General features: G+C 55.2%; 32 protein-coding genes. 26 read left to right on the top strand and 6 right to left on the bottom strand.

The genetic code is table 11. From position 1 onward, the window contains the following. The first annotated feature begins 117 nt into the window (after positions 1–117). The 3 genes from traF to LQ249_RS31035 are packed head-to-tail and all read left to right on the top strand — an operon-like array spanning position 118 to position 5,767. On the top strand, positions 118–1,143 hold the full coding sequence (gene traF, locus LQ249_RS31045; RefSeq protein ID WP_043859734.1) for a conjugal transfer protein TraF: 1,026 nt from the start codon (positions 118–120) through the stop codon (positions 1,141–1,143). Continuing rightward, positions 1,140–2,540: a conjugal transfer protein TraH gene (locus tag LQ249_RS31040; protein WP_122810461.1), complete on the top strand. Its 1,401-nt coding sequence runs from the start codon at positions 1,140–1,142 to the stop codon at positions 2,538–2,540. Before traF ends, LQ249_RS31040 begins: the two co-directional genes overlap by 4 nt. A gap of 11 nt (positions 2,541–2,551) precedes the next feature. After that, entirely contained in the window at positions 2,552–5,767 is a 3,216-nt protein-coding gene (locus tag LQ249_RS31035) for a conjugal transfer protein TraG N-terminal domain-containing protein (protein WP_011078006.1), read from the top strand. Positions 5,768–5,831: 64 nt separating this feature from the next. Here the strand turns inward: LQ249_RS31035 and LQ249_RS31030 are convergent, their stop codons facing one another. The 5 genes from LQ249_RS31030 to LQ249_RS31010 all read right to left on the bottom strand — a co-directional run bounded on the left by LQ249_RS31030 (position 5,832) and on the right by LQ249_RS31010 (position 9,203). Beyond that, positions 5,832–6,194, bottom strand: coding sequence for a hypothetical protein (locus LQ249_RS31030; protein ID WP_011078007.1), 363 nt, complete (start codon positions 6,192–6,194; stop codon positions 5,832–5,834). A gap of 115 nt (positions 6,195–6,309) precedes the next feature. Next, positions 6,310–7,344: a hypothetical protein gene (locus LQ249_RS31025; protein WP_232566633.1), complete on the bottom strand. Its 1,035-nt coding sequence runs from the start codon at positions 7,342–7,344 to the stop codon at positions 6,310–6,312. 10 nt (positions 7,345–7,354) lie between these two features. After that, positions 7,355–7,924 carry a transglycosylase SLT domain-containing protein gene (locus LQ249_RS31020; RefSeq protein ID WP_082136195.1) on the bottom strand — a complete coding sequence of 190 codons (570 nt, stop codon included), beginning with the start codon at positions 7,922–7,924 and terminating at the stop codon, positions 7,355–7,357. Beyond that, positions 7,917–8,189, bottom strand: a complete 273-nt coding sequence (locus tag LQ249_RS31015; protein WP_011078010.1) for a hypothetical protein — start codon at positions 8,187–8,189, stop codon at positions 7,917–7,919. The genes LQ249_RS31020 and LQ249_RS31015 overlap by 8 nt, the downstream gene beginning before the upstream one ends. A gap of 36 nt (positions 8,190–8,225) precedes the next feature. Then, positions 8,226–9,203 carry a ParM/StbA family protein gene (locus LQ249_RS31010; protein ID WP_232566632.1) on the bottom strand — a complete coding sequence of 326 codons (978 nt, stop codon included), beginning with the start codon at positions 9,201–9,203 and terminating at the stop codon, positions 8,226–8,228. 260 nt (positions 9,204–9,463) lie between these two features. On the opposite strand from LQ249_RS31010, the gene mobI reads away from it, so the two are divergent. The 16 genes from mobI to LQ249_RS30930 all read left to right on the top strand — a co-directional run bounded on the left by mobI (position 9,464) and on the right by LQ249_RS30930 (position 20,737). Then, positions 9,464–9,958 carry a conjugative transfer protein MobI(A/C) gene (gene mobI / locus LQ249_RS31005; protein ID WP_011078012.1) on the top strand — a complete coding sequence of 165 codons (495 nt, stop codon included), beginning with the start codon at positions 9,464–9,466 and terminating at the stop codon, positions 9,956–9,958. Between the two features lie 821 nt (positions 9,959–10,779). Continuing rightward, the gene (locus LQ249_RS31000; protein WP_144277084.1) at positions 10,780–10,959 is read left to right on the top strand and encodes a hypothetical protein; all 180 of its coding nucleotides are present in this window, start codon (positions 10,780–10,782) and stop codon (positions 10,957–10,959) included. Beyond that, positions 10,937–11,305: a hypothetical protein gene (locus tag LQ249_RS30995; RefSeq protein WP_232566631.1), complete on the top strand. Its 369-nt coding sequence runs from the start codon at positions 10,937–10,939 to the stop codon at positions 11,303–11,305. The genes LQ249_RS31000 and LQ249_RS30995 overlap by 23 nt, the downstream gene beginning before the upstream one ends. Before the next feature lie 248 nt (positions 11,306–11,553). Next, on the top strand, positions 11,554–12,030 hold the full coding sequence (locus LQ249_RS30990) for a hypothetical protein (protein WP_047883133.1): 477 nt from the start codon (positions 11,554–11,556) through the stop codon (positions 12,028–12,030). 29 nt (positions 12,031–12,059) lie between these two features. Beyond that, positions 12,060–12,761: a DUF2786 domain-containing protein gene (locus LQ249_RS30985; protein WP_232566630.1), complete on the top strand. Its 702-nt coding sequence runs from the start codon at positions 12,060–12,062 to the stop codon at positions 12,759–12,761. Positions 12,762–13,081: 320 nt separating this feature from the next. After that, positions 13,082–13,711 (top strand): hypothetical protein, encoded by a 630-nt coding sequence (locus LQ249_RS30980; protein ID WP_232566629.1) that lies wholly within the window; start codon positions 13,082–13,084, stop codon positions 13,709–13,711. Between the two features lie 73 nt (positions 13,712–13,784). Further along, complete coding sequence (locus LQ249_RS30975; protein ID WP_011078018.1) at positions 13,785–13,997, top strand: exodeoxyribonuclease VII small subunit; 213 nt, start codon at positions 13,785–13,787, stop codon at positions 13,995–13,997. After that, positions 13,984–15,378, top strand: coding sequence for an exodeoxyribonuclease VII large subunit (gene xseA / locus LQ249_RS30970; RefSeq protein ID WP_126588705.1), 1,395 nt, complete (start codon positions 13,984–13,986; stop codon positions 15,376–15,378). The genes LQ249_RS30975 and xseA overlap by 14 nt, the downstream gene beginning before the upstream one ends. Before the next feature lie 96 nt (positions 15,379–15,474). Next, positions 15,475–15,672 (top strand): hypothetical protein, encoded by a 198-nt coding sequence (locus LQ249_RS30965; protein ID WP_232566628.1) that lies wholly within the window; start codon positions 15,475–15,477, stop codon positions 15,670–15,672. A gap of 21 nt (positions 15,673–15,693) precedes the next feature. Next, positions 15,694–16,104, top strand: coding sequence for a hypothetical protein (locus LQ249_RS30960; protein ID WP_011078020.1), 411 nt, complete (start codon positions 15,694–15,696; stop codon positions 16,102–16,104). 19 nt (positions 16,105–16,123) lie between these two features. Beyond that, positions 16,124–16,471, top strand: coding sequence for a hypothetical protein (locus LQ249_RS30955; protein WP_011078021.1), 348 nt, complete (start codon positions 16,124–16,126; stop codon positions 16,469–16,471). 12 nt (positions 16,472–16,483) lie between these two features. After that, positions 16,484–17,233 carry a hypothetical protein gene (locus tag LQ249_RS30950; protein ID WP_011078022.1) on the top strand — a complete coding sequence of 250 codons (750 nt, stop codon included), beginning with the start codon at positions 16,484–16,486 and terminating at the stop codon, positions 17,231–17,233. Between the two features lie 88 nt (positions 17,234–17,321). Then, entirely contained in the window at positions 17,322–17,804 is a 483-nt protein-coding gene (locus LQ249_RS30945; protein WP_269783969.1) for a ParB/RepB/Spo0J family partition protein, read from the top strand. Positions 17,805–17,829: 25 nt separating this feature from the next. Continuing rightward, positions 17,830–18,396 (top strand): hypothetical protein, encoded by a 567-nt coding sequence (locus tag LQ249_RS30940; protein WP_016502356.1) that lies wholly within the window; start codon positions 17,830–17,832, stop codon positions 18,394–18,396. 68 nt (positions 18,397–18,464) lie between these two features. Further along, positions 18,465–18,692 (top strand): hypothetical protein, encoded by a 228-nt coding sequence (locus LQ249_RS30935; RefSeq protein ID WP_011078025.1) that lies wholly within the window; start codon positions 18,465–18,467, stop codon positions 18,690–18,692. 104 nt (positions 18,693–18,796) lie between these two features. Next, positions 18,797–20,737, top strand: a complete 1,941-nt coding sequence (locus LQ249_RS30930; RefSeq protein WP_232566707.1) for an AAA family ATPase — start codon at positions 18,797–18,799, stop codon at positions 20,735–20,737. Here LQ249_RS30930 and LQ249_RS30925 read toward each other — a convergent pair. Further along, on the bottom strand, positions 20,658–21,605 hold the full coding sequence (locus LQ249_RS30925) for a hypothetical protein (RefSeq protein WP_232566706.1): 948 nt from the start codon (positions 21,603–21,605) through the stop codon (positions 20,658–20,660). The two genes, LQ249_RS30930 and LQ249_RS30925, sit on opposite strands and share 80 nt — an antisense overlap. A gap of 221 nt (positions 21,606–21,826) precedes the next feature. On the opposite strand from LQ249_RS30925, the gene LQ249_RS30920 reads away from it, so the two are divergent. From LQ249_RS30920 to LQ249_RS30890, 7 genes are all read left to right on the top strand, one after another. Then, a complete protein-coding gene (locus tag LQ249_RS30920; RefSeq protein ID WP_232566705.1) occupies positions 21,827–22,363 on the top strand; it encodes a hypothetical protein in 537 nt (178 codons plus the stop codon). Between the two features lie 34 nt (positions 22,364–22,397). Then, positions 22,398–22,862 (top strand): hypothetical protein, encoded by a 465-nt coding sequence (locus tag LQ249_RS30915; protein WP_232566712.1) that lies wholly within the window; start codon positions 22,398–22,400, stop codon positions 22,860–22,862. A gap of 309 nt (positions 22,863–23,171) precedes the next feature. Then, positions 23,172–23,852: a cupin domain-containing protein gene (locus LQ249_RS30910; RefSeq protein ID WP_009399094.1), complete on the top strand. Its 681-nt coding sequence runs from the start codon at positions 23,172–23,174 to the stop codon at positions 23,850–23,852. After that, entirely contained in the window at positions 23,849–24,433 is a 585-nt protein-coding gene (locus LQ249_RS30905) for a TetR/AcrR family transcriptional regulator (protein ID WP_009399092.1), read from the top strand. Before LQ249_RS30910 ends, LQ249_RS30905 begins: the two co-directional genes overlap by 4 nt. Before the next feature lie 57 nt (positions 24,434–24,490). Beyond that, positions 24,491–25,267, top strand: a complete 777-nt coding sequence (locus LQ249_RS30900; protein ID WP_009399088.1) for an SDR family NAD(P)-dependent oxidoreductase — start codon at positions 24,491–24,493, stop codon at positions 25,265–25,267. A 14-nt stretch (positions 25,268–25,281) separates the two neighbouring features. Then, positions 25,282–25,590 carry an OsmC family protein gene (locus tag LQ249_RS30895; protein ID WP_232566704.1) on the top strand — a complete coding sequence of 103 codons (309 nt, stop codon included), beginning with the start codon at positions 25,282–25,284 and terminating at the stop codon, positions 25,588–25,590. After that, positions 25,566–25,937 carry a GIN domain-containing protein gene (locus LQ249_RS30890; protein ID WP_232566703.1) on the top strand — a complete coding sequence of 124 codons (372 nt, stop codon included), beginning with the start codon at positions 25,566–25,568 and terminating at the stop codon, positions 25,935–25,937. The genes LQ249_RS30895 and LQ249_RS30890 overlap by 25 nt, the downstream gene beginning before the upstream one ends. Positions 25,938–25,949 lie beyond the last annotated feature (12 nt).

The following is a 25,949-nucleotide window of genomic DNA, read 5'->3' as shown; positions in this document are numbered from 1 at the left end:
CCTCTGGCCTTCTCAATTCCCCCCTCTTTTTCCGACCGTAAAAGCGCCTGAAAACGCGCCCCCTCCTGTTGGCCAACGCTCACAATTCGAGCATCCCCATCTTGGCCAGACGGACTCATGACGCCCCTAAAATTTCCCATCTTGTTGCTTGCTGCCGCTATAAGCAGCACTTCCCTTGCGGGAGAGACCAAGCCCGCCGAGTCAAAAACGCCCCAGGTTGCTGGTTCTTCGTTCTACCAGGACAAAGAGCGTGGCTGGTTCTGGTACGAAGATCCGCCTCCTGAACAGGAACCCGAAAAACTCGAGCCCGCGCCGGTTCCAGCGCCCCCACCTCAAGCCGAAACGGAAGCCTCCGAGCCAGCCGCGCCCGAGCTGCCGCCGACCGGCAGCGTGGCGTGGATTCGCGAAATGCTTCCGAAACTGCGTGATGCAGCCATGGATAACCCCACCAAGGAGAATGTGAGTGCGTACTTCTGGGCTCAGCGAATCATGCTCGACAAGGCCGAGCGATTCTCACGTCACTCCGTCGACGTAATCCGTAATGACCCATTCCTCGACGAGGATATGCGTTATCCCGCCTCCAACGCCGCTTCTGACGCTCTAGCAACTGCGGCCGGCAAGCAGAAAGAAACCCTGTTGAAGATGATCGCCGGCAGCTCTGCGCTGATGTTTTTCTACAACGGTAACGACTGCATCCTTTGCGAGCAGGCTCTGGCAGCGGTCTCAGCTCTCGAGTTCAGGTACGGATTTACAGTCATGCCCGTATCGATGGACGGGGCTCCTCTTCCTGGAGGCAAGTATCCAAATACACAGTACGACACTGGCCTCGCAGAGCAGCTTGGCATCATCACCTCGCCGGCACTGGCCCTAGTCATCCCTCCGAATGACGTGAAGATCGTCAGCTTCAGCACCGTTTCAATGGAGACGGCAACCACTCGGATTTTAATGGCGGCGAATGAAGCGGGGCTGATTTCCGATCAGGAATACAACGCTACATCCCGCCTTAACACCATGGGTTTGATCGACGCCACGAAACTAGCTGACGCACCGCCCGACGCAACAAAAAACCCTAACGAATTCGTGAATCGGATGCGCGATGAAGCTCGTCGCGCCTTTCAAAAAGACAACGGAGGTGCCCAGTGAAAATCAAACCGATCGCCCTTGCTGTAGCGCTGATGGTGCCCTTCGGGGCTCACGCGAACATTCAACAGCAGGTCAATGAAATGTTCAGCGGCATGATCAACGTAACCAGTCCAGGGGCATATAAAACAGCCACACGCGGCGTTATTACCGGCGGCTCCGTTGTCCTTCGGAATCGGATATCCACTGCCAACCTCATCAGCATTACCCCGCCAAGCGCAAAGGGTGGATGCGGGGGGATCAACCTTTACAGTGGCTCGTTCTCCTTTATCAACGGCGAGGAGTTCGTAGCGCTCATGAGGAATGTGGCGTCGAACGCTGCTGGCATTGTTTCGGGCTTTGCCTTTGAGTTGGCCCTTGATGCGATGGACGCTCAAACAGGTGGCGTGATCCGCAACCTGGCCAACAAGATCCAGGCGCTCAACCAAATGTTTTCCAACAGCTGCCAGTTGGCGAGTGGGTTGGTTACAAACGCCAAAAAGGCATACGAAGAGAGCACAGATTTCAAATCCGCAATGACGGCCTTCGGGTCGAACGTCTCATCTGACTTCTTTACCGCGAAATCTACCAAAGAAGACTCCCCTGCGAACCGGATTGCGGCCTCAGGCAAGGCCGTTCAGTGCGAGAACACTGGTAACGTTCTGTGGTGCGCCATGATGAAGTCTGGCCTCCAGTCACAGATTCTGTTCGGCAGCGATGAAAACGCAGAATTCATCATGTCGATGGTCGGTAGCTACAACGTGTCGCTCACCAACGATGCCAGCGGGGGGAAAAACTTCGCTGCGCATCCCATGCCGAAGCTCATCACCGGCGAAGGTCTCAAAATTCTGGTTGAGGGTTCTACGAACCTCGATGTCAAGGTCTACCAGTGCGACCAGGATGACGCTGACTGCTCAGACCCGAAAATCCGCACTCTCACCAGCTTCAAGGGCCTCGAAACCCGAATTCTTGAAGATCTTCAAAACAATGGAATCCTTGAGCGTTTCGCCAATGGCACTGCAACGGCTGCTGACGGGAACCGGATTGGATACCTCGCATCCAGCCGCGTAGGGGTGAATCTGATGAAAATCACCCAAAAGGCAGGTGCTCAATCCGGTTATGACTATCTGAATCAGTTCGCCAAGAAAATTGCTGCGGATGCATCAATGAGCCTGATCTATCAACTGCTTGGGCACACAGAGAAGGGCCTGACCAGCCTAAACATGCCGGATGCAGGGAAGGTGATCGAGGACCTGCGGGCTACTAAGGGAGAACTCATGGACGAATACCGTTCGTACATTGAGGACGCAATGCAGGGCAAAGATGCCGATGGCCAAGCAGAAAAAATGCTTCAGATGGCCCCAGTGTTTGATAGCGGAACCCTGCCGCAGGGAACCATCAACGATAACGCCGGCGCGTAACGGAGACATCCATGGACTTCACTATCTACACAACAGGCAGCGCCGAGTTTCTTGAGATCATGCTCAATGCCTGCGCGATGATCACAGGGAGCGGAGACGCAGAAGATCTTGCTCGTATTGGCGCGCTAATAGGCCTCTTTCTGTTGGCGTTCCAAGCAGTTTTCAATAACCAGGCCATTACCTTTGGAAAGGCAGGCCTTGTGCTCGTCCTTTACATGATGTTTTACGGCCCTACAGCCACCACAGTTATCGAGGATACGGTGTCGTCGCAGGTGCGGGTGGTGGACAACGTGCCTCTTGGCCCTGCATTTGTCGGCTCAGTCATCTCAACGGTGGCCTACGGCATCACCAAAACCACGGAGCAAGCGTTCTCTACTCCAAGCATGACCGACTATGGGCTGTTCTCGAGTCTGAGTACGTTGTCGAAGGTGCGCGATGCTCTTCGGAACCCGATGGCACTGGACGGTTTTCAAAACTACCGAAAGTCTGATGGGTGGGATCTGCCCCGATCGGTAAACGAGTACATGACATTCTGTTCGCTAAACCCCGTCGCGCTGAGAACGGATAAGACCCTGACTGACTTGTACCGTTCTCCCGGCTGGGCTCAGGTGCTCTCAAATCAGACATCATCGATGTTCATCTATGTCTACGACGGTACCGCCGGCACCATGAAGAGCTGTGCAGAGGCCAGGTCGTTTCTCAACGCGCATTTGCAAAACGTCTACACAGACGTGCTGGAGGACATTCTTCAGAAAGGATTCAGCGAAGAAGTCAAAACCAATCGAATGACCACCGGTATACAGGTTCAAGCCGCTACAGACCAGGCAATTCAAAGTCTGGCACTCAGTAGCAAGTCGGCTCAGGACTACGTTTTGACTTCGCTAATAGCCCCGATTTTTAACGACTCTCGTGTCGACGCCATGAACCATTGGCAAGAACAAAGGGCTGCAATGGCTCTCCGTGAATCGCTCAACCAGCAAGAAATTCAATGGGCGGGGAAGGGCGACAGCTTCAAGCATTACATGAGGCCGATGATCGCCTTCTTCGAGGGCATGCTCTATGCGATGACGCCGTTCTTGGCCTTTGCTCTACTCCTGGGTGGGCCTGGCCTTTCTATCCTCGGCAAGTATCTCGTGTTGCCGTTGGCCGTTGGGTTGTGGATGCCGCTGTTAAGTATCGTCAATGCTTTTACCCTCTGGTATGCCGGTTCCCAGATGGAGGCCGTATTCAATGGATACGATCCGACTGGATCTGGTTTTGCAATGCTTCAACTCATGGACATTGATAAGGCGATCGGCAAGGCTCTCGGTATCGGCGGCTTGCTCGCCGCTTCTGTGCCGCCTTTGGCTCTTTTCATCGTTTCTGGCTCAGCCATGGTTGCGAATAGCATCATGAGCCAAATGACAGCTGGCGAAAAATTCAAGTCCGAAGACGTGAATCCTCGATCTCAGGAGAGCGCACCTGTTCTAAGTACCAATGCTTCGTTCACTTCTGACCAGGTAGGGGCCGGCGTTGCTAAAACAGGTAGCCCGCAACTGGCAGAAACCATCAGCAGCGAACAAGCAGCAAGCGCTGTTGTGCAGAGCGCGAGCATGGCATCTCAAACGGCAACCTCTCAGTACCAAGAAAGCCTCAAGGCAGCTGGTCAACAACTCAACTCATCGGCCACAGGGCGGCAAGCACTTGCGCAGATCGGCGAAAACCTTTCGGCAGGTTCGGTCCTCAGTTCGAATGCATCTTACAACGAGGCAAAAGAGTCCCTGCGGAGCCTCGGCCTATCCGAGTCTTCGCTGAATCAGGCCACGTCCAACGCCGCAATGGGTATTTCTACGCCGCTTGGCGGCATGAAGCGGTCGGATAACACCTCGGCCGACACCATGACTCAGGAAAGCAAAGCCAAGGCGGAGAAAGCACTTGCCCAACTTACGCAGTCTGTCCAGGCAACCGATTCGAGCACATTGACCTTCGCGACGGGCGATGCCTTCTCAAGTAGCGCGTTGGCACAGCAGAGCGCATCGAACACAGACGAGATCGGGAAAACCCGTTCGAGCGCCCTTCAGGCGCAACAGACCTATAGCCAGGCATCTGCACAACAAGATTCGATCAAGGCCGGTCAATCACTTAACCTTAGAGACGCCGGCGTCAAAGCGCTCACTCGCGGTCTCGGCCGCAATGAAACCGCGCTGGCGCTCGAGAAAATGGCAGGACAAACAGAGTCAGGTAAAGATCTGTACAAACAAGCCTTCGGTAGCCAGAGCATCCAGGATATGTCGAAAGACACGAGCGAGCGTCGAGCGATGGCAGCGATTCGTGCGATCAATCAGGACGGACGCCTTGGTGATCTGTTGATGAGTCAATACAACCCGTTCGATTTTAACGTCAACCAAGGAGATGCAAACTCGAACGCTGGTCTCACAAGCAGTGCCGCCAAGGCCACTGCCGGCACCGACGCCATCGCTGGCAAGCTTGATGCAAAATGGAATTCAAATGCTGGGGCCTATGCAAACTCAAATGACATGAATGCCAGTGGCTATCAAGCTACGAAGGAGGATGGCGCTACGGTTATTGGGCAGCGAAATTCTGAGAACATGCAGCCAGTGATTGATGCTAATTCGCAGAATCAGGATCACGTGGATAACCGTTCCTCCCAAGCTGCATATGACACCCTGGCAGCAAGGGGGCAAGCTGCAAGCCAAGGTACGAATCTGGGCAACATTGTAGCTAATGGCGCGAATGCGGCCTTTACAGGGATCAATACGATTGCTGGAGCCTTCCGCAGCGGCTCCGATAGTGAAAAGCTCGAAAACTATTACGACATCGGTATCAAACAAGGGTTGAAGCCCGAGGAAGCACAATACTTTGCCGCCAAGGCTACTGGTGAGTTTGGATCGGCCGAGGGTGATGCCTATCGAGAGCTGAATGGTTACTATCGTAGCCAAGGCATCCGGGATGATAACTACATCGCAGGGGCTATTACTGCGATCGATGATGCTGCCAAGGCCCCTGAAAGCGGTTCCTATCCCACCCTGACGGCGCTGGCGGATTCAAGGGATGCCGTGCAGTACCAGGCGTACCAGGGCCCTTCGAATGAGGATGTTCCTCAAGTTCCAACACCGGCTACAGCCCCACAACCAGCCAGATCCGCTCCGCCACCTGCACCGTCGCCATCCTCGGCGGGAGCCACAAACCACAAACCTCAGCGACCGACAGGGATCAACGCTGACTAGATGAGGTTAAGCTGAAACGACAAGGCCGGGATTCCCCGGCCTTTTTCTTACCCACCTGCATAGTTTACCCCTTGAAGATTTCAGTCAGCCGATCCTTCACCGCCTTTGCGATTTGCGCCCGGAACAGGAACAACAAAACAGACAGGCCAACGCTTACACCGACCGCCTCTGCACCCAAGCGGGTGAACACAACGATGTTGATCATCAGCAACACGATGATGCCGTAAAATTCAGCATTCGCCTTTGCACCGGTAAGAACCTGTTCTTCAGTCAGCATCCACTTGGGAGATAGGCAAAACGGGCAAACCGAGGCCTCCGGGTCACGGCCACCAACAGGGACGCCGCTGATGTAGAAAGGGGCGCTGGTGATAACCTTCGGTACCATCATTTTCTTGCAGCACTGGCACTCAACTTTGTCGTTTCGCATGTCGCTCACCATTCAATTCATCTCACCAATATAATCTCACTACCACGCAGAATCCCAAACGGAAAGCTCCAGCCAGGGGGAACAGGGCCTGCGAATAGCTTCACGTGGATGGGATTCAGTGGTTGCACCAGATGCATCGGCCGGGCTTGAGTGCGTAACGAGCGTTGATTTCCTTGCACTTGCTGCATGGAGTGAGAGTGATGTCTCCGGTCTTCATCGCGTTGCTGAGCTGGTAACCGTTGGAAGGGGAGATCATATCGCTGGCCTCAATGCCGACAGCTCTGCACAGCTCTACATACTCGCGATGAGCCGCAACCACCGCCCGAGCATTCGTCCGCCGAAGAGGATTGTCGGCGAGCAGCCTGTATACAGTTAGATAGAGCAAACTGTGAAGAGGGCTTTCGGCCAGTGTCTTATTTGGTGCCTGTATTCGTCCACTCTGGGACTGAACAAGGGGGATATCCCGTAGCAAGGACCGCTTCATCCTGACTACTTCGTCCGCATTCAATCCAGTCCATTGCGCGACCAACTTTGGCTGTAGCTTCTGCTGAAGCAACTCGGTCGCTACCACATCAAGGGGCATCGTCGAGGGATAGTCCTTGATCCGACCTATGCCACTCACGCCAGGCTTCAGAAAGTACCGAAGGTCACCAAGCAATACTGTAGTCACGTCCCTGAGTTGATCGTCTGACGAAGATAGGTTCATCCTCAGCTTCCTGAGGTTGCACCTGGTGCCAACCGAGAATCCGCCGCGGCTAACCAGCATCATCCGAGAGTCGAAAGAGCCTGCCTCGAACACCCGATACCCAACATCGTCTAGGCCTACAGCCAGAATTGGGCTTGTCTGGTTGACGCGGGAGAAGTGGCAAAACTCCATGAACATAACCATTTTGTTACCTATCTCCCTAAACTCTTCATCGTCTAGGTAGCCCCTGCCGACCTTTAGGGTGTTGTAGTGGACCCGGTAGAGGGAGACCGGGAGAGCGTCGACAGCGTTCAACTGACGTTGGTTGGTGCTCAACGAAGAAAGCCAAACCATATCGCTCTGAGTCAAGCGCTGCTCAGCGAGAATGACATTGAAATCTCGCAAGCCAGATGTCAGCCAGCGCAGACCCATTTGTATCATCGATGCGTTGATCTTAACTCGCATGTCCCTGCCCTTACTTTAAACGCTGTAGTGAACGCCAAATTCTGAGCACATTACTCGCATACTCACGTGCGTCAAGTTCACGTTTTGGGTTTCGTGTATGGTAGCCACCGATGGCTAGTTGCATATCGACAGGGTATTGCGCAATCGACTCGCAAAGTATCTGGGCACCGATCCGAATATTTACTTCAGGGTCAAGAAGAAGCTCTGGGCGTGCTACTCGATTGCCATTCCAGCGATAATTTATTTGCATAATCCCTATATCGGTAAGAATGTCTTCGGCAATATATTTGCCGAGTACAACCTTGGCAGCCATATAGGTTTTAGGGTACAGGGCACCACTAGGCGCGTTCCGAAGCGCAAATGGGTGTGGTGCAACCATCCCTTGTCCGGCAGAAGTTTTAGATTCATTCAGGGCCAGTGAATATAGAAGCAATGGGTCCGGTTTGCATGCGGTGGCCATTGAGGCTCGCTCCCACATTGTCCCTTTTAATGAAAATCCATTAGCGTTTGCGCTTGCTGAATTAAATATTGCAATGCATGCATAGACAGCAACAAAGGAGCTGGCACGGATATTAAACATTAGCCCCCCTTATCCAGCTAGCAACTGGACGAGACGTAGGCTCATTACTAATTGGTTCTTTTTCGCCCTCAGAGAGATTATTATGCTGCTGAGTATCAGTCTGCTTATTTTTAATCTCTTCGGTCGCGCTAATCATGCTTAGATACAGTGCAGCCATTGCAACAAGCCTTTTACCCCGATAATCGGGGTCAATAGTTTCGAGATGCGCGTGCAATTCTTGTGTCGCTGGCGTGACTCGACATTGTAGTCTCATCGTTTTATCCACATTCCCTCCTCAGCGCTTCCCTGCGCAGCCGTTTAATTAAGAGCGTGCTATATGCCAGAAACCTTCGGCATTGCTTTTTACGCTATTCACGGGCTTGACTACCAAAGCATCGGGAAATTCTTTTCGAGCAAATGGCTCATACAATGAGGCTCCCCCACCGCCGAGAATTACACAGTCGATAGCACGCCCCTTCAGGAATCGAAGTCCTTGTTTGATCTCGGTGAAGACGGATGGGATAACACGCTCGGCAGCGCGCTCGAGATATTCAGCAAGCTCAACTTTGCGGCCATAGATCAGGATGTAAGATTTACCCGACTGGAGCGCATGTTCGATCTTTTCTACACCAGGAATACCGCCATGATCCTTCGCAATTTCTTCGTTGCACGCTTCAAGTACAACAGACATAGCTTTGAGGCTGCTGCTGGAGTTGACTACCAGTTCGCGATGGTCAAATACCACCCAATCAACACTGAAAAAACCCGGATCAATAATGATTGAAACTGACTCCTCAATAACCTCCGAAGCATCTGAGTTGCAGTAAATCTCCGTCAGAGTCCCGATAGGCTGAGCAACAACCTCTACTCGCTTAACCGTAACCTCTCGCTTGGGCGTAATCCGATGCGTCCCGGTCATACGCTTTATCAGGGCTTCTACATAGGGCTTATCGCGGGCTTGCGAGACAGGAAGGCCAGTTACTAAGCAGTCAATCACGTCTTTATCACCGGCCGCATGCAGCAGAGCACCTTTAAATAGGGCCTCATAGGCGTGCGAGGAAGTGTAATCCTCGTGCAGCTCTCGTCCATCCTGAACTCGGCCGGGCGCGGCAAATGCCACCCAGGGCGCGCCATCAACTTCAACGATTACTTCACCAGGGCGTAACCCAGAATCCCCAGGCAGAACGCTCAAGGGAGCGGCCTGCGAGGGACGAATAATCGACTCCGGTTGCCCATCGCCACTGCCAAAAACGCCAATGACGTTGCTGTAACCAATATCCAGACCTAAGGCGTTACCCATTCGTATGCCGCTCCCAGCAAAAAAAGACAAAAGAAGTGCGCCAAATGACGACGCAGATGACCCCGCAACACATGAAACCCCACACCTACAGAATCCCAAGCGCTGTAACTGCATCACCCGGTCAACAGATGACGACGAGCCGTCATAATCTGCCTTCGCGAGAGCCCTGTGCTTCGTTTTCAGGACGTTTTAGCGTCTGAAATCGATCCACACCCCCGGTGTTGAGCCGCAAAATGCTCCCATCCACAAAGGAGCGACATATGAACCCACCTTCTGAAGCCCCCAAGCATCCAGCAGTAGCGGAGCTCGATCGCGTCTATTCCAGCCTTGTCGGCCGAGCCGAGGAGCTGCGCGACTCTTTCTTCCAGACAGCCCTTTCTCAGCACGCAGGCAAGCCTGGGCATATACCGATCGTGATCCGTATACGGCAATCCAGCCCGAATGCAGTCACCATCGAATGGGCGAAAGTGATTTTGCCAAGGCTCAAGGAAGGCGAAGCCAAGAAACCGCGGGTCATCCGCACGATCAACAAGGGTCAAGGAAGCAAGTACCCGGTCTCGTCGTTCTCGTTCGTGAAGGAGCCCTTGAAGAACATCGTTCGGGCCTACGAAATCCAGCTCGCCGAGATCCGGGAAACATGCTCAGTCATTCAGCGAGTCCGCCGTCAGCTTGTCCCTGCGGTGAAGAAAGCTGGCGTGGTTGATGGCTCTATTGCAGCGTTCATCACTCAGGATTACCCCGCAGCGTCCGACTGATCGCTTCGCCCTGGTACGGTGCAGAAAATGGTGGAGCCCAACAAAATCAAGGGCTCCGACCACGACACCTCTTCACGACACCCCTTCAACCATGACGACACCCCTTCACCGAACCGTTTGCTGCGAATTGATTCGGCTGAATAGGCGCGGGGCCCCTAGTTGCGGGCGTTACAGGGCAGCAACACCCTTTCACGACACCCCTTCACGACACCCCTTCACGACACCCCTTCACGACACCCCTTCGACGACGACAGCACCCCTTCAAGGCAGCCATTTGAAGCCGATATCGCTACACACCACGTAGTTCCTGCCTTTCAGAGCAGCGCGCATGAAAACAATTACGGCGCGACTTTCTCTCTATGTGAGGTGAACCCTCAGACTCCCATAAGCAAGCGAGGTGGTGTGAGGGTGGTTTTCTTGAACCTGTGTCGCGAAGCGGGTGAATGCGGTGCATCGACAGAGTGTCGGTTGAGAGGCCAACTATTGGGATCAGAGCGCGCAAAATCCTTGGGATTGGATGCGATGGTGGGAGGATTGACGCAGCGCAAATTTGCGGCCTGGGGTAAGCAGCCAGGATTTAGGGGGAGTAAATCTGATGCTCGGAAGCGGACTACTGGAGCAACTGCTTGGGTCGATCGGCGCATTGAGTGCCGGGTTAGCAACAGCCTGGATGACTTACTGCGGGTCGAGGTATGTGCTCAGCGATTTGAAAACCGACTACGCGAAACTGCGGGTGGCGATCGAGACCCTAGCGGGCAACTCGGCGAGCGCAAGTGGAGGGCATAGCGAATGATCTTCGCGAATCTGCCATACCTCGGAGCATGGACATCAGCAATCCACGGGATGATCTTCACTGGCATGTGCATTACCGGGATCGCTTGCTGCGTCAGCCTGTCGATCAAGTCAGCGTTGGTTGTCACCAGGGTGATATCGAAAATAAAGAGCCGGCGAAACACGGCAATGAACAGGCGGTGACATTTGGAGTTCAGAAAAAGAGATGACGGCAGGTTATTCCCGCCGGTGCTACCAAACGGCGATTTCATAGGCGTGGCCCATGGAAGCCACCTCAGGCAGGTTCTCTTTTCAGTGCGGGACGAAGGCCTGTACGGGGAAGGTGTGTTCCTCCTATGGCACGAGATAACCGGGGTATCCATTACCGACGCGAAAGGATTCCAGATTCGGAGCGGAAAATATGCCAGTGGCGGGTTTGGATTTTATGCAGGAGCATCTGCGCTGCTCGATTTGACAGGGGAAATCGTAACCAGAATAGATGGATACACAGTTGACTACTGCCTGATGAACCGCATCAGCTACGAGTCAAAACGACAAGTGCAGCCCATCTATTAGCAGTGATTTAACCTGTCGGGCTTTTGGCAAGCCAGCGGAGGACCATTGGTAGATGCTTCATATGGTGCAGAAGTTATTAGCAGTGAAACGAGAGTCCTGCTATTCGATCAGGCTAGAAATGCTATTAGCAGTGAAGTGCCTCACTTTCATAAAATAAACATTGGTAGGTGTGGGATGTGCCCCCGTTTCGCGAAGCGGATGAATGCAGGCCTTTACGGTGACCTACAAATTTACGGAGAAGATGTTTTATGTACGGAGTTAATGAGTTGATCGGGGCCAGCGGTAGTTTTTCTCTTGATGGATATAACCTACCTGGGGACAAGGAGTGGTCTGAGGAAATGTTAGAGGTTCTGCATGCGGACATTCCAGGCAGTCATGATCTCCTAATCGCAATCGTGCTGACTCAAGAGTGTGCGGAGTTACGTGAGCGAAGTTCTATGGCAATGGCTGTAGTGCTTAGTGAATACGAGTCAACGCTCGGGCAGCCAGATGCGTTGCGAGCAAGAACGTTTTTTGTCGCAGCAATCACAGAGCTGAAGATGGTTCTTGATGAACTTAAAGACCAGCCGCAAGCAGAGCAGGAAAAAGTGTTGTCGCGTTTGGGTGATTATTTCGGAGAAGACGTCAAAAAGTTTGACACCTCGTTTGAAGGGATGGAGCAAGTATATTTGCTGAGCAACCCGAATACAGGGCGATATTGGATGTCGCTGAAGCGTCATGCTTAATAACGTGTCGCGAAGCGGAGGATTGGCTGGTGAGTGAGTGCGCAATTGCAGACATGGATAAGCGCGCTCGCGCACTAGGCAGAATCAAGAAATGTTTTGCGCTCGCAAAATCCAGCAACCCGCATGAGGCCGAAGCAGCAATGCGGCAAGCCCGCAAACTTATGGACAAGTTCAAGCTGGAAGTAGGCGATGTGCGTGCTACCCAGGCGGAGGAATTCTCCCTGCGGATCGGTAAAGCCAAAAGCGTTCCGCCACAATGGATTCGCATGTTGTCGATGACTGTCTCAAAGGCGTTCGGCTGTGTGAGTTTCTACAGCTATGGCCCTAACGGGCAGTCGCTGATTTTTATTGGAGAAATCGGTAGCGCTGAAATGTCGGCCTATGCGTATGAGGTGCTTATCCGGCAACTGAAAGACTCCAAGAGAAAATACCTCTCAGGGGTCAGCGTTCAGGGCGCAGTGCAAAGGCGCAGAGCGGGAGTGATGTATGCAGAAGCGTGGATCATCGGCGTACACAAACGAGTAGAGGAATTTGCCGGCGTTACGGAAGAAGGGGAGCGGGCAATCCTCGCTTATACCCAGAGACATTATCCTGGTGTTCCGATCACAAAGATGAAACGCCGGAAACTGGATATGGGTGCGTACCGAGCGTACATTCAGGGCAAAAGGGATGGTGAAAGCGTCTCTCTGCACAAACCTATGGGCCGTGAAGAGCACATGCTGTTGGAATGAGGTAGTGCCCAAGAATAAGTCCCGCTCAAGCGGGATTTTTTTCGTCCGATGTTTGTCCCCTGAAAGTGGGGGTAAGCCTGTGGATAAAGTCCTGGCGTGGCGGTCTGGGAAGCTCCCCCGGCGATGCTCAAATTTTAACCAGCAGGGCGAAATTCGACATTACTCTTGACGTTCGCAATCGAGACAGAGATATTCCCCTCGGCACACGGGTAGGTGCCTGCCGTCCACATTGGCAAAGCGAAAGCACTACCGACAAACCAACGGAACCCTTATGGGTGCTCCGGAGTGGACACAGAGCATCAGCCTTTGGAGGCTGCCGTATGCAAAACCCAATCACGCTCCGCGATATCGAAAACCTCAAAAAACTCGCCAAGCAGGCAAAGGCCCTTCACCCAGGACTGAGCCATGCGCAGCGCCTCAACCTGATGGCGCAGCATCATCTTCAGGCACGCAGCTATCACGAAGTTCGCAAGTGGATCGCTCGCTCGTTGGAGCAGCACTACGAGCGGAAGGACAGAGGCGTGGTCTACTGCAAGCTCTGCCGTTATTCTTTCGTCCCCGGTGTAGCCGAGGACTCGACTACTCACGAGAAGCGTCACCTCAATTTTGAGGACGCTCTTTTCTCCCTCGGAGCGTTACCAGCTGCACATGCCACCCGAGAGCAAAGGAAACGCGAGGCGCATAACCTGATCCATTCCGCACCGTCCGCCGGCGAAGAATTGGCGGGAGTCGAGCAACTGGTCAATGCCTGGTATGACCGTTCGCTGGAATCCGCGATCGGCAATGGCGGCTGGAAGAAGCACCCGAGCCTTGCCGAGTATGCCGCGATGATCGTTCCAACCGTTGAGGCCTGGTTGCGGCAGAGCAGGGTGTTGTACCTGTCCAAATACGGCTGCAATCGGGGCGTGATCCCAGAGGGTCAGACAACGTGGGTTCAGCCTGAAGGCTGATAGGGTTGGGTCTTTTGGGGAAGCTGCGACAATTGGCACGTTGATTGATCTCATCTTCCCCAGGACTTCCCACATGAGCCGAGACACCTACGAAGCCAACATCGCCTTCATCGACCAGACGGTAAAGCGCCTGGAGCGCAATGAGGTGAGCATCGACGAGCTGGAGACCCTTGCTCGCGAATTTGCGGATGCACGTAAGTTCTGCGCCGACCGGCTTACCCGAATCGAGAGCGTTGTTCAGGCAACCTTGGGCGCTGAAGAGGGTCAGTCCGGTGAACGCACCTGATCCGGTTGAGCAGCACCTCACTCTCAGCGCATACCTTACCCAGATCCAGAAGGCTGTCCGTGCTGCGGTACCAGACAGCAGCTGGGTTATTGCGGAACTCAGCGACTTCAAGCGCCGTCCGAACGGCCACTGCTACATGGACATCTTGGAGTCGCGTGAGGGAGCCGAGGTCGCGAAAGCACGGTGCACCATGTTTGCGAACGTCGCCGGCAAGGTACTTGGTGAGTGGCAGCAGGCAACCGGAGGCCTGCCCCAAGCAGGAATGAACGTCCTGCTGAAAGTGAGGGCGGATTTTTCCCCTCAGTTTGGCTTCTCCCTGATGGTCACCGGAATCGACCCGAGCTACACGCTGGGTGACATGCAGGCCAAGATGCAGAAGATCATTGTTTCCCTGAAGGAGCGGCAGTGGTTCGACCTACAGCGGGGACTTCCCTCTCCAGGAGGGTTCTGGCGCGTTGCGGTTGTGGCTCCGCACGAGGCTGCTGGGCTGGCCGATTTTCGGCGTGATGCAGAGCAGTTGGCTGCGGCCGAAGTGTGCGGCTTCGAGTATTTCTCAGCGACGTTCCAGGGGCGTGACGCATCAGACAGCATCCGCTCTGCGTTGCGGACGGTTCATGAGCAACATCAACAGCAGCCATTCGACGCCGTATGCATCATCCGTGGGGGTGGGGCGAAAAGCGATCTGGCCTGGCTCAACGACGCGAACCTTGCGGCTTGGGTCTGCCGTTTGCCTGTTCCGGTATTCACCGGCATTGGGCACGAGATCGACGAATGCGTGCTTGACCTCGTGGCACACCGCCGGTTCGACACACCATCGAAGGTCATCGGGTTCATCAAAACAGCGCTCATGTCTGAGGCCTCAACTGCTCGGGCTCAGGTCGAGCGGGCCAACGGCATGATCTTGCGCCTGGTGTCTGGGCAAGCCCCGCATCTGGATCGCGCTTGGAGCACCTTCAGCCGGCGGGTGACGGAAACGCTCCATAGGGAGCAGCGGCAACTGTTGCAACAGCAAAGCAGCCTCGACAAAGGTCGGGACCGCCTCCTCAGCCAACAGCGCATGGCCCTCCAGCTCGCGCAGGATCGATTTTCAAGGCTCGGGGCTGGCCTGTGTGTAGCTGAGCGCCAAAGGGGGCTGTTTGCCGCCTCAAGGGTGGCTTCCCTGAGTATGGCGCTGATCACCAAGGAAACTTCGCGTCTGGAGCTTGCATCCACGGTCTTCGACAAGACGAACCCGCTTGCACTGCTCGGGAGAGGATTTGCCTTAGTCCGTGGCCCTGGTGGGGTGATAATCAGCAGCGCCGAGCAGGCTCGCGATGCGGGCAAGCTGGATCTGGCGTTTGCCGATGGCCATGTCACTGCGGATGTGGCGACTCCGCATTGATGGAGTCACATCCTCGAGAGGTATGGGAAACTTGTCTCAGTGAGTTGGGGTTGTGCGAATTGCCGTTATCCTGGCCACCTGCACTGGAAAAGACAAATGACGACCGTAGCTAGCTTGTTCCGAAATTTGGTAGCGATCACCGCGTTGGTTTACGCCTATTTCGCATTTGACGTTCATCCAGATCCGCGCCGCTGGCATTGGGGCGCTTGGCTTGTCCTTGCATTTTGGTATGTGGTTCTGCTCGGTGTTTACTGGGAGAAACGTTCAAAGGCTCAATCTGATGGTCGGAGCTGAGCAATAAGTAGGAGAATCCCTGTGACCGCGACCGTTACCCCTATCAAGCACGTCATCACGAATTGCTCGCGGTGCAATGCCTGGATTACTGACGGGCAATCGACCGTAACCATTACCGTGGCAAACGAGACATGGCGTGGGCTTCGAGGTGAAATGGCGGAGGTCGAAGTCGAGAATGCGAAGGTGGCCTTGCTGTTCTGCCGCCGCTGCGCCAATAAGTACGATTTTTCAAGGATCGCCGTTGGCCGGAGTCGCACCGAAGAGGATGAGTTGCTGATCGAGTTGGCCGAAGAGGCAGAGATTGAAGCAAGCCGCGAGGCTGCATCCAAGGATTTGCAGGTTTCGCCTGGCAGGTTGTCTGCTGAGCAGATTCGAGGTTGGATTCTTGAGCAGCAGTACAAAGAGCTGGAGGCCGAGGGCTTCTTCAACTGATTTCTACGGAAGGGACCGAGTGAACACACAAAAAAACAATCTTGAAAGCGATGGATCTGGTAGCTGGGATATGCCACTCAGGGCCGCTTCTCTGCTTTCGATCATGTTGGGGGCCTTGATCTTTGGCGCTGGTGCAAACCCCCTTGCAATGGCCAACATCCCGCTTTCCATAGCGGCTGGCGCGGCCGTATTTATCAGTTTCGTCGGCGTCTATCGAGGAGGTATCGGCGGGATGCTGATTTTTGCTCTCGGGCACGCCTTGCTGGGGGCGGCGCTGTTCGGCGGTATGATTTCTCCCTGGCTTTATGCGCTGGGTATCCCACTAGCTGTTCCAGGCGTCGCCTATCGCATCCTTACTCCAGCATAGATGGAAATAATCATGGCAAATCAACGTGATGAGCTGACGAAGGCGACGGGAATTACCGCGGACGTGGTGATGGAAGTTGGCGCGTACTTCAGCGCCAAGGAAATGCGCAGTGTGCAGACGGGCCTTACCACCGCCGCCCGCGAGCTGCGTGCGTTTACGCAGAACAATTCACTGCTTGGACGTCTTGGCGGGAAACTTTCTCACGAGCAACGGGAGTTGCTGACCAACGCCGCAGCACTTTTGGACTCGGTGAAGTACAACGTCGAGCATGCCAAGGAGCGCAAAGACCGCGCAGAGAAAGCCAGGGCCAAAAAACGCCAGCAGTGGGCGCGGGAAGCCGGCCAACTGGTTAAAGCCCGCTTCTCCTTCCCCAGCGATACAGTGGCCGAGCAGTTGCGGATACTGGAACTGCACCTTGTTGTTCAGGTGGTGTTGGGGCATGCCGTCTATTTGCCGAGCCACCTGGCGTTGCGCAAATCAATGCAAGAGGAGGCGCCGCGTTGGGCCAACCACACTACCGCGCAATGGCATCGTAGTCGGGTGTCCAGCTTGTTGTCTGATATCCACTCAGCCCTGCAGGACTACCTGAGCTTGGACCTAGATGTTTCACCAGCACAGAAGCTGGAGGAGTTGCAGCGCAGCCTGGACACTCAGCGCGCCGAGGTTCTGGCCAGACCTCAATCCGTCGAAACTCTCCGCATCTGGACGGATGCGCTGAAAGGCGCGGCATTCATCACCAGCGTTATGCCCTCGAAGAATTAGTCGATAGAAAATTTCCGCTAGGAAAATCGCGGTATCGCCAAGCCCCCGACGAACTGGGCCGCGGTTTTCAGAACTGAAGGGAAAATTGATGAGCTCTCCAACCGTAATCCAAACTAGCAAAATCATGCCTGCTAGCGGCCCGGCGAGGCCACCTAGTCAGAGCCAGGTGGATGCTATGGCTATCAGTATCAAAGAGCTGGGCATCATGGAGCCCATCCTCGTTCGAAAGGTGGGCAAAGGCTATGAGATCATTCCTGGTGGAGGTCTGGTTCGGTGGCTTGCGGCTTCGGAGTTGGGGATAGATATCGTCCCGATTCGTGTGCTGCAACTCGACGAAGAGGCCTGTGCAGTATCTTCACTCCTCGCCAACACCAGTCGCGAGCCCATCGCCCCCGAAGAGACGGTAGGGAACCTGGAGAGGCTGATCGAGGAGTTTGGAGAGAATGCATCTGATCTAGTCATGGAGCAAATGCCCTCACTTCGTGAGGCAGCCGCAGCTGACCCTGAGCTACAAGCCCGTATCAATGCTCTTTTCGCGCGTTGCAAAATCGACAGCGAACATGCTCCCTAGAGCGCTCTCAAGGACTGACAAAATCATGAAAGATGAAGTGCAATCGGGTTACAAGCCTGTTCAGGACGATGTGCTGAAGACATTGGGCCTTGCGGTGATCGCCGGGCAGGGTGTTGAGCACTTGTTGAGCTGTTGCCTAACGTATCCTTTGCATGGCGAGCCACTGCAAACTGTTGAACAGCTTCACACTCTGCTTGAACGACACTCAAAAGCCACACTGGGACAACTGCTCAAAGCGCTGCGGAAGCGGGTTGATCTGCATCCCACCTTCGACGAAAAGTTGGATCGCTTCCTCCAGAATCGCAACGTGATCGCGCATCGCTTACATGATGTGCCAGGAGGTTTTGACCTGCATTCCGATGAGGGACGGAATAGGCTCAAGGCTTTTCTGCTCCAGTATATGGATGATGGCCATACCGTCAGCATGGTGTTGCTGGGGGTTTTGCGGGAATGGGCCAGTCAAGAAGGCATTGATATTCCCAACCAGCACCATCTGAGCCAGCGTATGAGGGATCACCTAGACGCCAATGTCGTGCCCAACTTGGAAGCCTTGATCAGGTCAAAAGAAATTGGCTCGAAGTCAACGGACTAAAACTGGAGTGGAAATATCGCCGGCTGCACCCAAGCCCTGACCATCTTTGGAATCTGAGGAAAAAGGATATGGCCAGCCGCCTGCCCTACACTCCGTGCAAGCTGTACATCGATGGCGCTGACGACCTGAGCGCTGGCGACTACATCCTCACTTCCGGTGGGTCGGCCTACCTGGTGCAAGGTACCCGGCCCAGTCCGAGCAAACCTGAGCGTCTGTATCTCGACTGCCTGCGGTGGCCACCTGGCGACATTCCCGAGGACGCCAGGTGCTACCAGCTCAACTGGTACCGGCGGTGAGACAGTGTGATCTCCGGCTCGCCTGGCATACACTGGATAGTTGAGCCCCGCCGCGGCGCTAGCGCTGTGGTGGTCGACGATGTGCATTCCATCGAGAAGAAAGCGTGACCGACCCGGTTCTTTACATCCCACTGCTGGCTTCACAGGCCGATACCTTGGTTGATCCGAGTGGTTCTGCCCGTGTCCTGCTGGGGCAATGGGACGTGGCCCAAGTGGCGTCGGTGGCTGTCATCCAGAACTTACCGGCCCTGGACGGAAAGCCGAAAAGCGACATGCTCGTTGAGAAGGCCCTAGCCGAGTTGATCTCAGTCGGAACAGAACTGGGCCAAACGCATCCACCTGGAACGTTTTCTAGCCTGATTGCCGGCAGATTTAAACGAGAGTTGTTTGAGCGAGGGCTGGCGCTTATGCCTCGGCTGCGGCTGCGCTTTCTGGATGAGGAGGCGCTTGACGCGAAGCAATTCCTGAGTGGTGGCCGCTGGGACTTCAACTTCTGTGCCGCGCACACCAAAAAGCTCAACCCGCTCAAGCATTCGTTCGAGACCCCATCGGGGAAAACAATTTCTCTGTCGAATCAGCAGAGCCGGACGTTTCGCGTTATCCACGCCGAACCCGATGAAAGCATCCATATCCAGGGCCTGGCTGGTACCGGCAAAACCCATATGATCGAACGCTTGGTGGACTCGCTTTCATCATGTCGACCACTCGTGCTGGCTTTCACCGCGGTGCAGCTCCAGGCCCTGATGCAGCGAATCGGAGCCGCGAACGTAAGAGGTATGACGTTCGGAGATCTTGCCAACCATGTGCTTGAGCGAAGTTTCGGTTACTACAGGCCTGGCAAACGGGCATCCGCTCGGCACCAGGTTACCCCGGAAGACATCGCTTCCCGGTTAGGCTTCGCGTCGATCGGTAGGCTCAGCCCTGCCCAAGTAGCCACGGCCTGCGCGAGAATGGTTGCCTCTTTTTGCAACAGTACTGACCTTGCCTTATCAGAGCAGCACATCCCCAAAGGGCTTACCCTCGATGCCCTAGATCGCTTGGTGCTGGTAGGGTATGCCCAAAGGCTGTGGGACCAGACCATAGAACCTACCGATCAGCGCCTTCAGCTCCCGCTTCGCGGTTATCACCGAATCAAGCACATGACCCTTCTTCACGAGGCGGTCATAGGCCTGGAGTTCACCCACATCATTGTCGACGAAGCGCACGACCTGAGCTGGCCACTCTCTGTATTTCTCGACCGCTGTAGCCAACCCGTGATTACCCTGGGTGACGCATGCCAGCGCCTGGACGGGAGCTACTACCAACGGGCCAGCACACTCCGCAAGCACGAGATCACCCACTCCATTCGCGCCGGCCGGCAGATCGAGGGAGTCATAAACCCCCTCATCGACAAACACCCAATACTGAAATTGGCTTCGCTCGAGGGCAACAACGGCATTGAGACAAAGGTTATCTACTACGACAAGCCAGAGGTTCCCACTGGGGCCGTGACCATCCTGGTTGATTCCGAGTGGGGATTATTCGAGTGGTTTCAGCGCCTGGGGAGCGCTGGCGCGACCTTCAGCTTGCTACCTGGAGCAATCAACACTTTCCGCCGGTTCATTCTCGATTGCATTGGCCTGTTCCATGATCAGGTACGGCCAACCCACAGCGCGCTCTTCAGGTACACCCACTGGGATGATCTCCGGGCGGACATGGGCAGCAAAAATAGTAGCTTTCAGCGCATCGACCGGATGCTCAGTAAGGGCTATAGCTCATCAGAGTTCGAAGCATCGTTACTCAACCTCGATGCGTCAGGGACAGCCCCGCTACAGCTCGGCCGGGTCATGGACGCACGCAATTCAGAGATCGACGCTGTGATGCTCGCACCAGACTTGCTCAGTCAAGTAGGACCTGGTGACCGCATTGCAGCGAGCAGGGCTTTTGCAGCCCTTTACACTGGTGGATCGAGAGCTCGACACAAGCTCATCGTTCCTGGTTATCTTCGAGACTGGGCGTCTGATATGTCCACGGCGGCGAAAGCTCAGATAACCCCATCTTCATGATGGTGGGCTCCATGAAACAGTGCTGTCTCGAAGGCAGCGGCCAACAACAATTGAATGGCGTTGCTGCAACGTCCTCCTTGGCTAGAGAGAAAAGATCACCCTGGTCATCGGCATAGCACAGCGCGGCATGGAGCGCAGGCAGCGTGTCGGCGAAGCGTGTCACGCTAGTACCGTCGAAGGAATTAGCACTGGCGGCAGCGCACATTCCGATCCGTCGAGCGCTGTTGACCCGGCCAACGTGGTAGTAGCAGTTGCGGCGTCGAGAAAGGACACCCCAGGCAGCCATGGTTTGTAGCTTCCAAGGGGTGCTCCCTCCCAGAAAGATCCCTACGGATGGGCTCAAGAACTCACGCACATCGTCTGGCTCCATTCCATCCTGCACAGCAATGAGCAACCTTTGAGGGAATCCCTTTAGCCGATCCAGCCAGCGCAGGCTGAAATCCAGCGACTCCATCCCACCTGCCACGATGTCAGGTAGGACAACCCAGTCAGCGTCTTCGCCAAGTAGATCCACGGCATGGCCGAAAGCACGCTCATCGAACGGCGTGCCCTGCTGGAAAGCGCTCCACGCTCCGTTGTCCAAGGCGTAATGCTGGAACCCCTCAGTGCGCAGAACCCCGGCCGCAGAAACGAGTAAGCGCCAACCCGCCCCGCGCATTGCTGCGAGGTTGCGGCGTGTGCCCGTTCGGCTTGCATACGAGACCATCGGCGGAGGGATGTAGCCAAGCCGCTCCTCAATATCCAACTCCATGTCGGCTGACCCGTCCATGCAGTAGTAATCGGCATAGGCTGCTAGCGCTTGGGCGTTGCCTTGACGATGGCCATCGCGGTAAGCCTGAAGCCAAGCGGGGAGGCGGTTGAGTTCCATGCTGGTGGTTCCTGGTAGGAGGTGGCCACCGTCTCATTTCCTACCGAAAACCCAACGGCCTCCGGCGCAATGCCTGATAGGGCCAGATACAAGTACTCCAAACAGAAATGATCTCCCTGCGTAGGAAGAGCGTTTTCTGACCGCTTTACGGCCTGAATACGGCCTTGCTGGCGCTGACAGCGTGGAATAATCGCTCGAAATCAGCGATCAAGGTTCTCCAAATGAATGATCTGTCGAAAGCCATCCTGGGGCTGGGGATTATGCCCCTCACGTTGCTGGGACCACTTGCTTTGTTACCTGGTGTAGAGGCTCCCGGCCAGGGAACCTGGATAGTCACCGGCACCCTCGCTGCTGCTGGCGCTCTCGGGGCCTGGTTTGTTGAGTGGACGGAGCGGAAAGTGGTGGCGAATCGCGTCGTCATCGACCTGAAGCCGAATCAAGTGATCGTCGACGGAGTGCCGATCGACTACCAATTTTCCTCCATGACTCATTTCTTCAGGAGCCGCGATGCGCTTGCCGAGGCTGTTGGTATCGCCGTCAACGAGGCCATGCTCAAACAGGAGAAATTCCTTGTCGCACGAAAATCGGCACTCATCAGGATCTGGCCGGGGAGCTTTCAGGTGACCGACTTCGAGCTGGAGGCGCTGTCCGCTGCCATCACGGCCGAGTTCATTTCACCGTCGTTTGAGCTGATGGAGCAACCGATGGCTGCCCAGGAACACCGCAATCTTTCCAGTGCTTCGACGGCGGAACGCTGAGCACACAACGCTTTCCGGACAGAGGAATCAAACAATGGCCATCAACGAAGAAATTCAGGCGGTACTCAGCAACCCGGAAACCAGCTACTGGCTGAAGAGCAGTTTGGAGAATGCGCTCCACCGCGATTGCGTGGATGCGGCCAATGATGCCGATCTGCTGCACGACCTGCTGACTCGGCGGTGCGATGAAGCTTTGAATGCAGATCCAGCGTTGCCCCAACTGGAACAGACCATAATTCAGTCAGCCACTAACCGCTTTGAGGCAGTGATGTCCTACTTTGAAAAGATCAAGGACGGAACGGCTGATCAAGATGACGGGGAGCAGTTCAACCGTGATTACGCGGCCCTGAGCGCGGTTCTCGAGCTTGGCAGCCTCCGTGACGGCGGAATGAGTCTGGCCGGGCGCGCCATCCTAAGGAAGCTGGAGGAAGATTCCAGCGCTGCATATCGCGCACGTGTTAGCGCTGTCCAAATAACTTTCGAGCGCATTCAATCCTGATGGCGTACTGCTGGCGCTGTAGAACGAAGCAGCCAGCCATTAGGGCAAGCGCATCCGTTCGTGATACATGACCAGTTTCAAGAGGTGCAGGGCCACTAGATCACCGCCCACCTGGTCGCGCCAAGACTGGTGGACGGTCTTATAGGGGGCGCCTCAGAATTCGGAAAAAATAGTACGCTAAGCTTCGCGAGTTCTCGTAACCAATTCACTGTTTTTCAATGTGTGAAAGAAAATGGCGAAAGCTGCTTGACAAGCGAACCGTCGACTTCCATTCTACCTACCAATTAGTCGGTATATGAAAATAAAGCCATGAAACTTAATTCAGATCTTTCGCAGCGTGTTGTCGTCGAGCCTTCAAGCTTACAGTGGGTCGATTCGCCAGCGACTGGGATTCAACGCCAGTTACTGGAGCGTGATGGCGACGAAGTGGCGAGGGCCACCTCGTTCGTGCGATATGCGCCAGGATCGAGGTTCAAGCGCCATGTTCATCACCTGGGCGAAGAAATCCTCGTTCTTGATGGTATGTTCACCGATGAGTCCGGAACCTTCGGGCCTGGGACTTACATCAAGAATCCACCAGGTTCTTCGCATGCACCAAGCTCCGCGACGGGTTGCACGTTGTTCGTCAAGCTGCGCCATCTTGATCTAGCCGACAGCCAACGCACCGTGGTCGACACTCGTAACGGACCCTGGTTTCCAGGCCTCGTGCCGGGTCTGTCGGTGATGCCACTTTCTGAGTTCGACACCCAACATACGGCTTTGGTGCGCTGGGCTCCGGGGACACGATTCAATTCGCATCGTCACTACGGCGGTGAAGAAATCTATGTGTTGGAAGGCGTCTTTGAGGATGAGTTCGGAAGCTACCCTGCCGGCACATGGATGCGCAGTCCGCATTTGAGTGCTCACCGCCCCTTCAGCAATGAAGGCTGCACTATCCTGGTCAAGACAGGCCATCTGCCAGTCGCTGAATCAAATGAGGCACTTGCATGAAGCATTTCTCCGAAATCTCGCCGACCGCCGAGCGCGTGGTCGATGCCGCTGAAGGCTTGGTACAGCGGCATGGCTACAACGGCTTCTCATACGACGACGTGGCCCAGTTGGTAGGCATCAAAAAACCAAGCATCCACCACCACTTCCCCAAGAAGGGAGAACTCGTGGCCGTGGTCGCACAGCGCTACACGCACCGGTTTCGTGAGGAGTTGCTGAGCATCGAAGGGCAGCATGCGAAAGCGCCTGATAGGCTAACTGCGTATGCGGCACTTTTCGAACGCACCTTCGCCAAGGACCGGCGCCTTTGTGTCTGCGGCATGTTGGGTGCCGAGTCGGACTCGCTGCCGGACGCCGTTGTGAGCGAGGTCAAGCGATTCTTTAAAGTCAATCTCGACTGGTTGACTCTTGTCGTTGCCGACGGTCAGCGTGCCGCGCTGATCACCTCAAATTCCGCCGCAGAGGCTCTCGCAGAGGCGTTCTTGTGCGCGTTGGAGGGCTCGATGGTGGTGGGCCGTGGCATGCGATCGCCACGCGGACCGGCCGATGTTGGAAACACTTTTCTTTCTACCGTGTTGACCTAAGGTCGGCACTTTTTGCAACATGATCCTACCATTTAGTTGGTAGTTTAAGAGGTTATTATGAACACTGAATTTAATGGCAAGAAGCTGTTGGTCATCGGCGGCACTAGTGGGATGGGATTGCAAACTGCCCGCATGGTTCTCGAGCAAGGCGGAAGCGTCGTCATCGTCGGTCACCGCGAAGACAAAGCCGAAGAGGCCCGCAAGGAGCTGTCGTCGTTGGGCGCCGTGACAGCCCTGACTGCCGATCTCTCGCGGGTCGAAGATGTGAAGCGACTCCTGCATACCATCGATGAGAACCACAAGGACATCAATCTTCTGGTCAACGCTGCTGGGGTGTTCTTCCCGAAGGCGTTTCTTGAGCACACGGAAAGTGATTACGAGCAATATTTGTCGTTGAATAAAGCGTTCTTCTTAATCACACAAAAGGTCGTGGCCAACCTCGTGGCCAGCGAGCGTCCCGGCGCCATCGTGAACATCGGCTCGATGTGGGGCAAACAGGCGATCGCGGCTACGCCGTCGTCCGCGTATTCGATGGCAAAAGCAGGTTTGCATTCGCTGACCCAGCACCTTGCGATGGAGTTGGCATCCAAACAAATCAGGGTCAATGCCGTTTCTCCTGCGGTTGTCGAAACGCCGATTTACGAGGGTTTCATACCCAAGGCCGAGGTTCATGGCGCCTTACAGGGATTCAACAGCTTCCACCCAATCGGCAGGGTTGGGACGCCACAAGACGTAGCCGAGGTCATCATCTTTCTGTTGTCGGACAAGGCAGCATGGGTGACGGGCGCAATCTGGGACGTTGACGGCGGTGTGATGGCCGGGCGTAACGCATAATGGGGGAACGAGAAATGAACACAAACATTAAAGGAACGCCCGACAACGGGATCAACGTCGGTGCATTGCGGGAGTTTGCAGATCAGGTCGCAGCAAAGCCCGCCGCAGGCATCGCGACGTTTGGCGTCGTGACAACCTGGAAGGGGGGCACCCGGACGCGTGCGCGAACCATGCCGCTCGTCCTGGGTGACACAGCCTTGGCGCGCGGCTTTGTCATCGACGCGGACGAACCGGCAGAATTGCTCGGTACCGACACGGCCGCTAATCCACAAGAGTTGATCCTGGCTGCGTTGAACGCATGCATGACTGCGGAGCCGCACTGACTGAAGCGCCAAGCATCCGCATCAAGGGCAGTGGCGATGTGACTTTGTATGACCTTCTGCAGGCTGAGCTCGATCTCGGTGTCCAGGGATCGGGTGACATCACGGCGTTTGGCCAAGTGGATCTTCTGGACGCCGAGGTGGCCGGTTCGGGCGATGTGGATGCCAGTGAGCTGGTGGCTAAGTCCGCCAAGCTGTCGATGGTTGGCTCCGGCGATATCGACGCTTATGTCAGCGACTCCGTGAAGGCCAGAGTGATGGGTTCTAGCGACATCGTAATCCGCGGTAACCCACCGATCCGCGATCATTCGGTTACCGGCTCAGGCGACATCAAGTTCAAGAAGAAGTAACGCTCCAGCCGG

The organism is Pseudomonas sp. 7-41 (assembly GCF_021233075.1).
Taxonomy (GTDB): Bacteria; Pseudomonadota; Gammaproteobacteria; order Pseudomonadales; family Pseudomonadaceae; genus Aquipseudomonas; species Aquipseudomonas veronii.
This window is presented reverse-complemented; position numbering and strand designations above follow the sequence as displayed.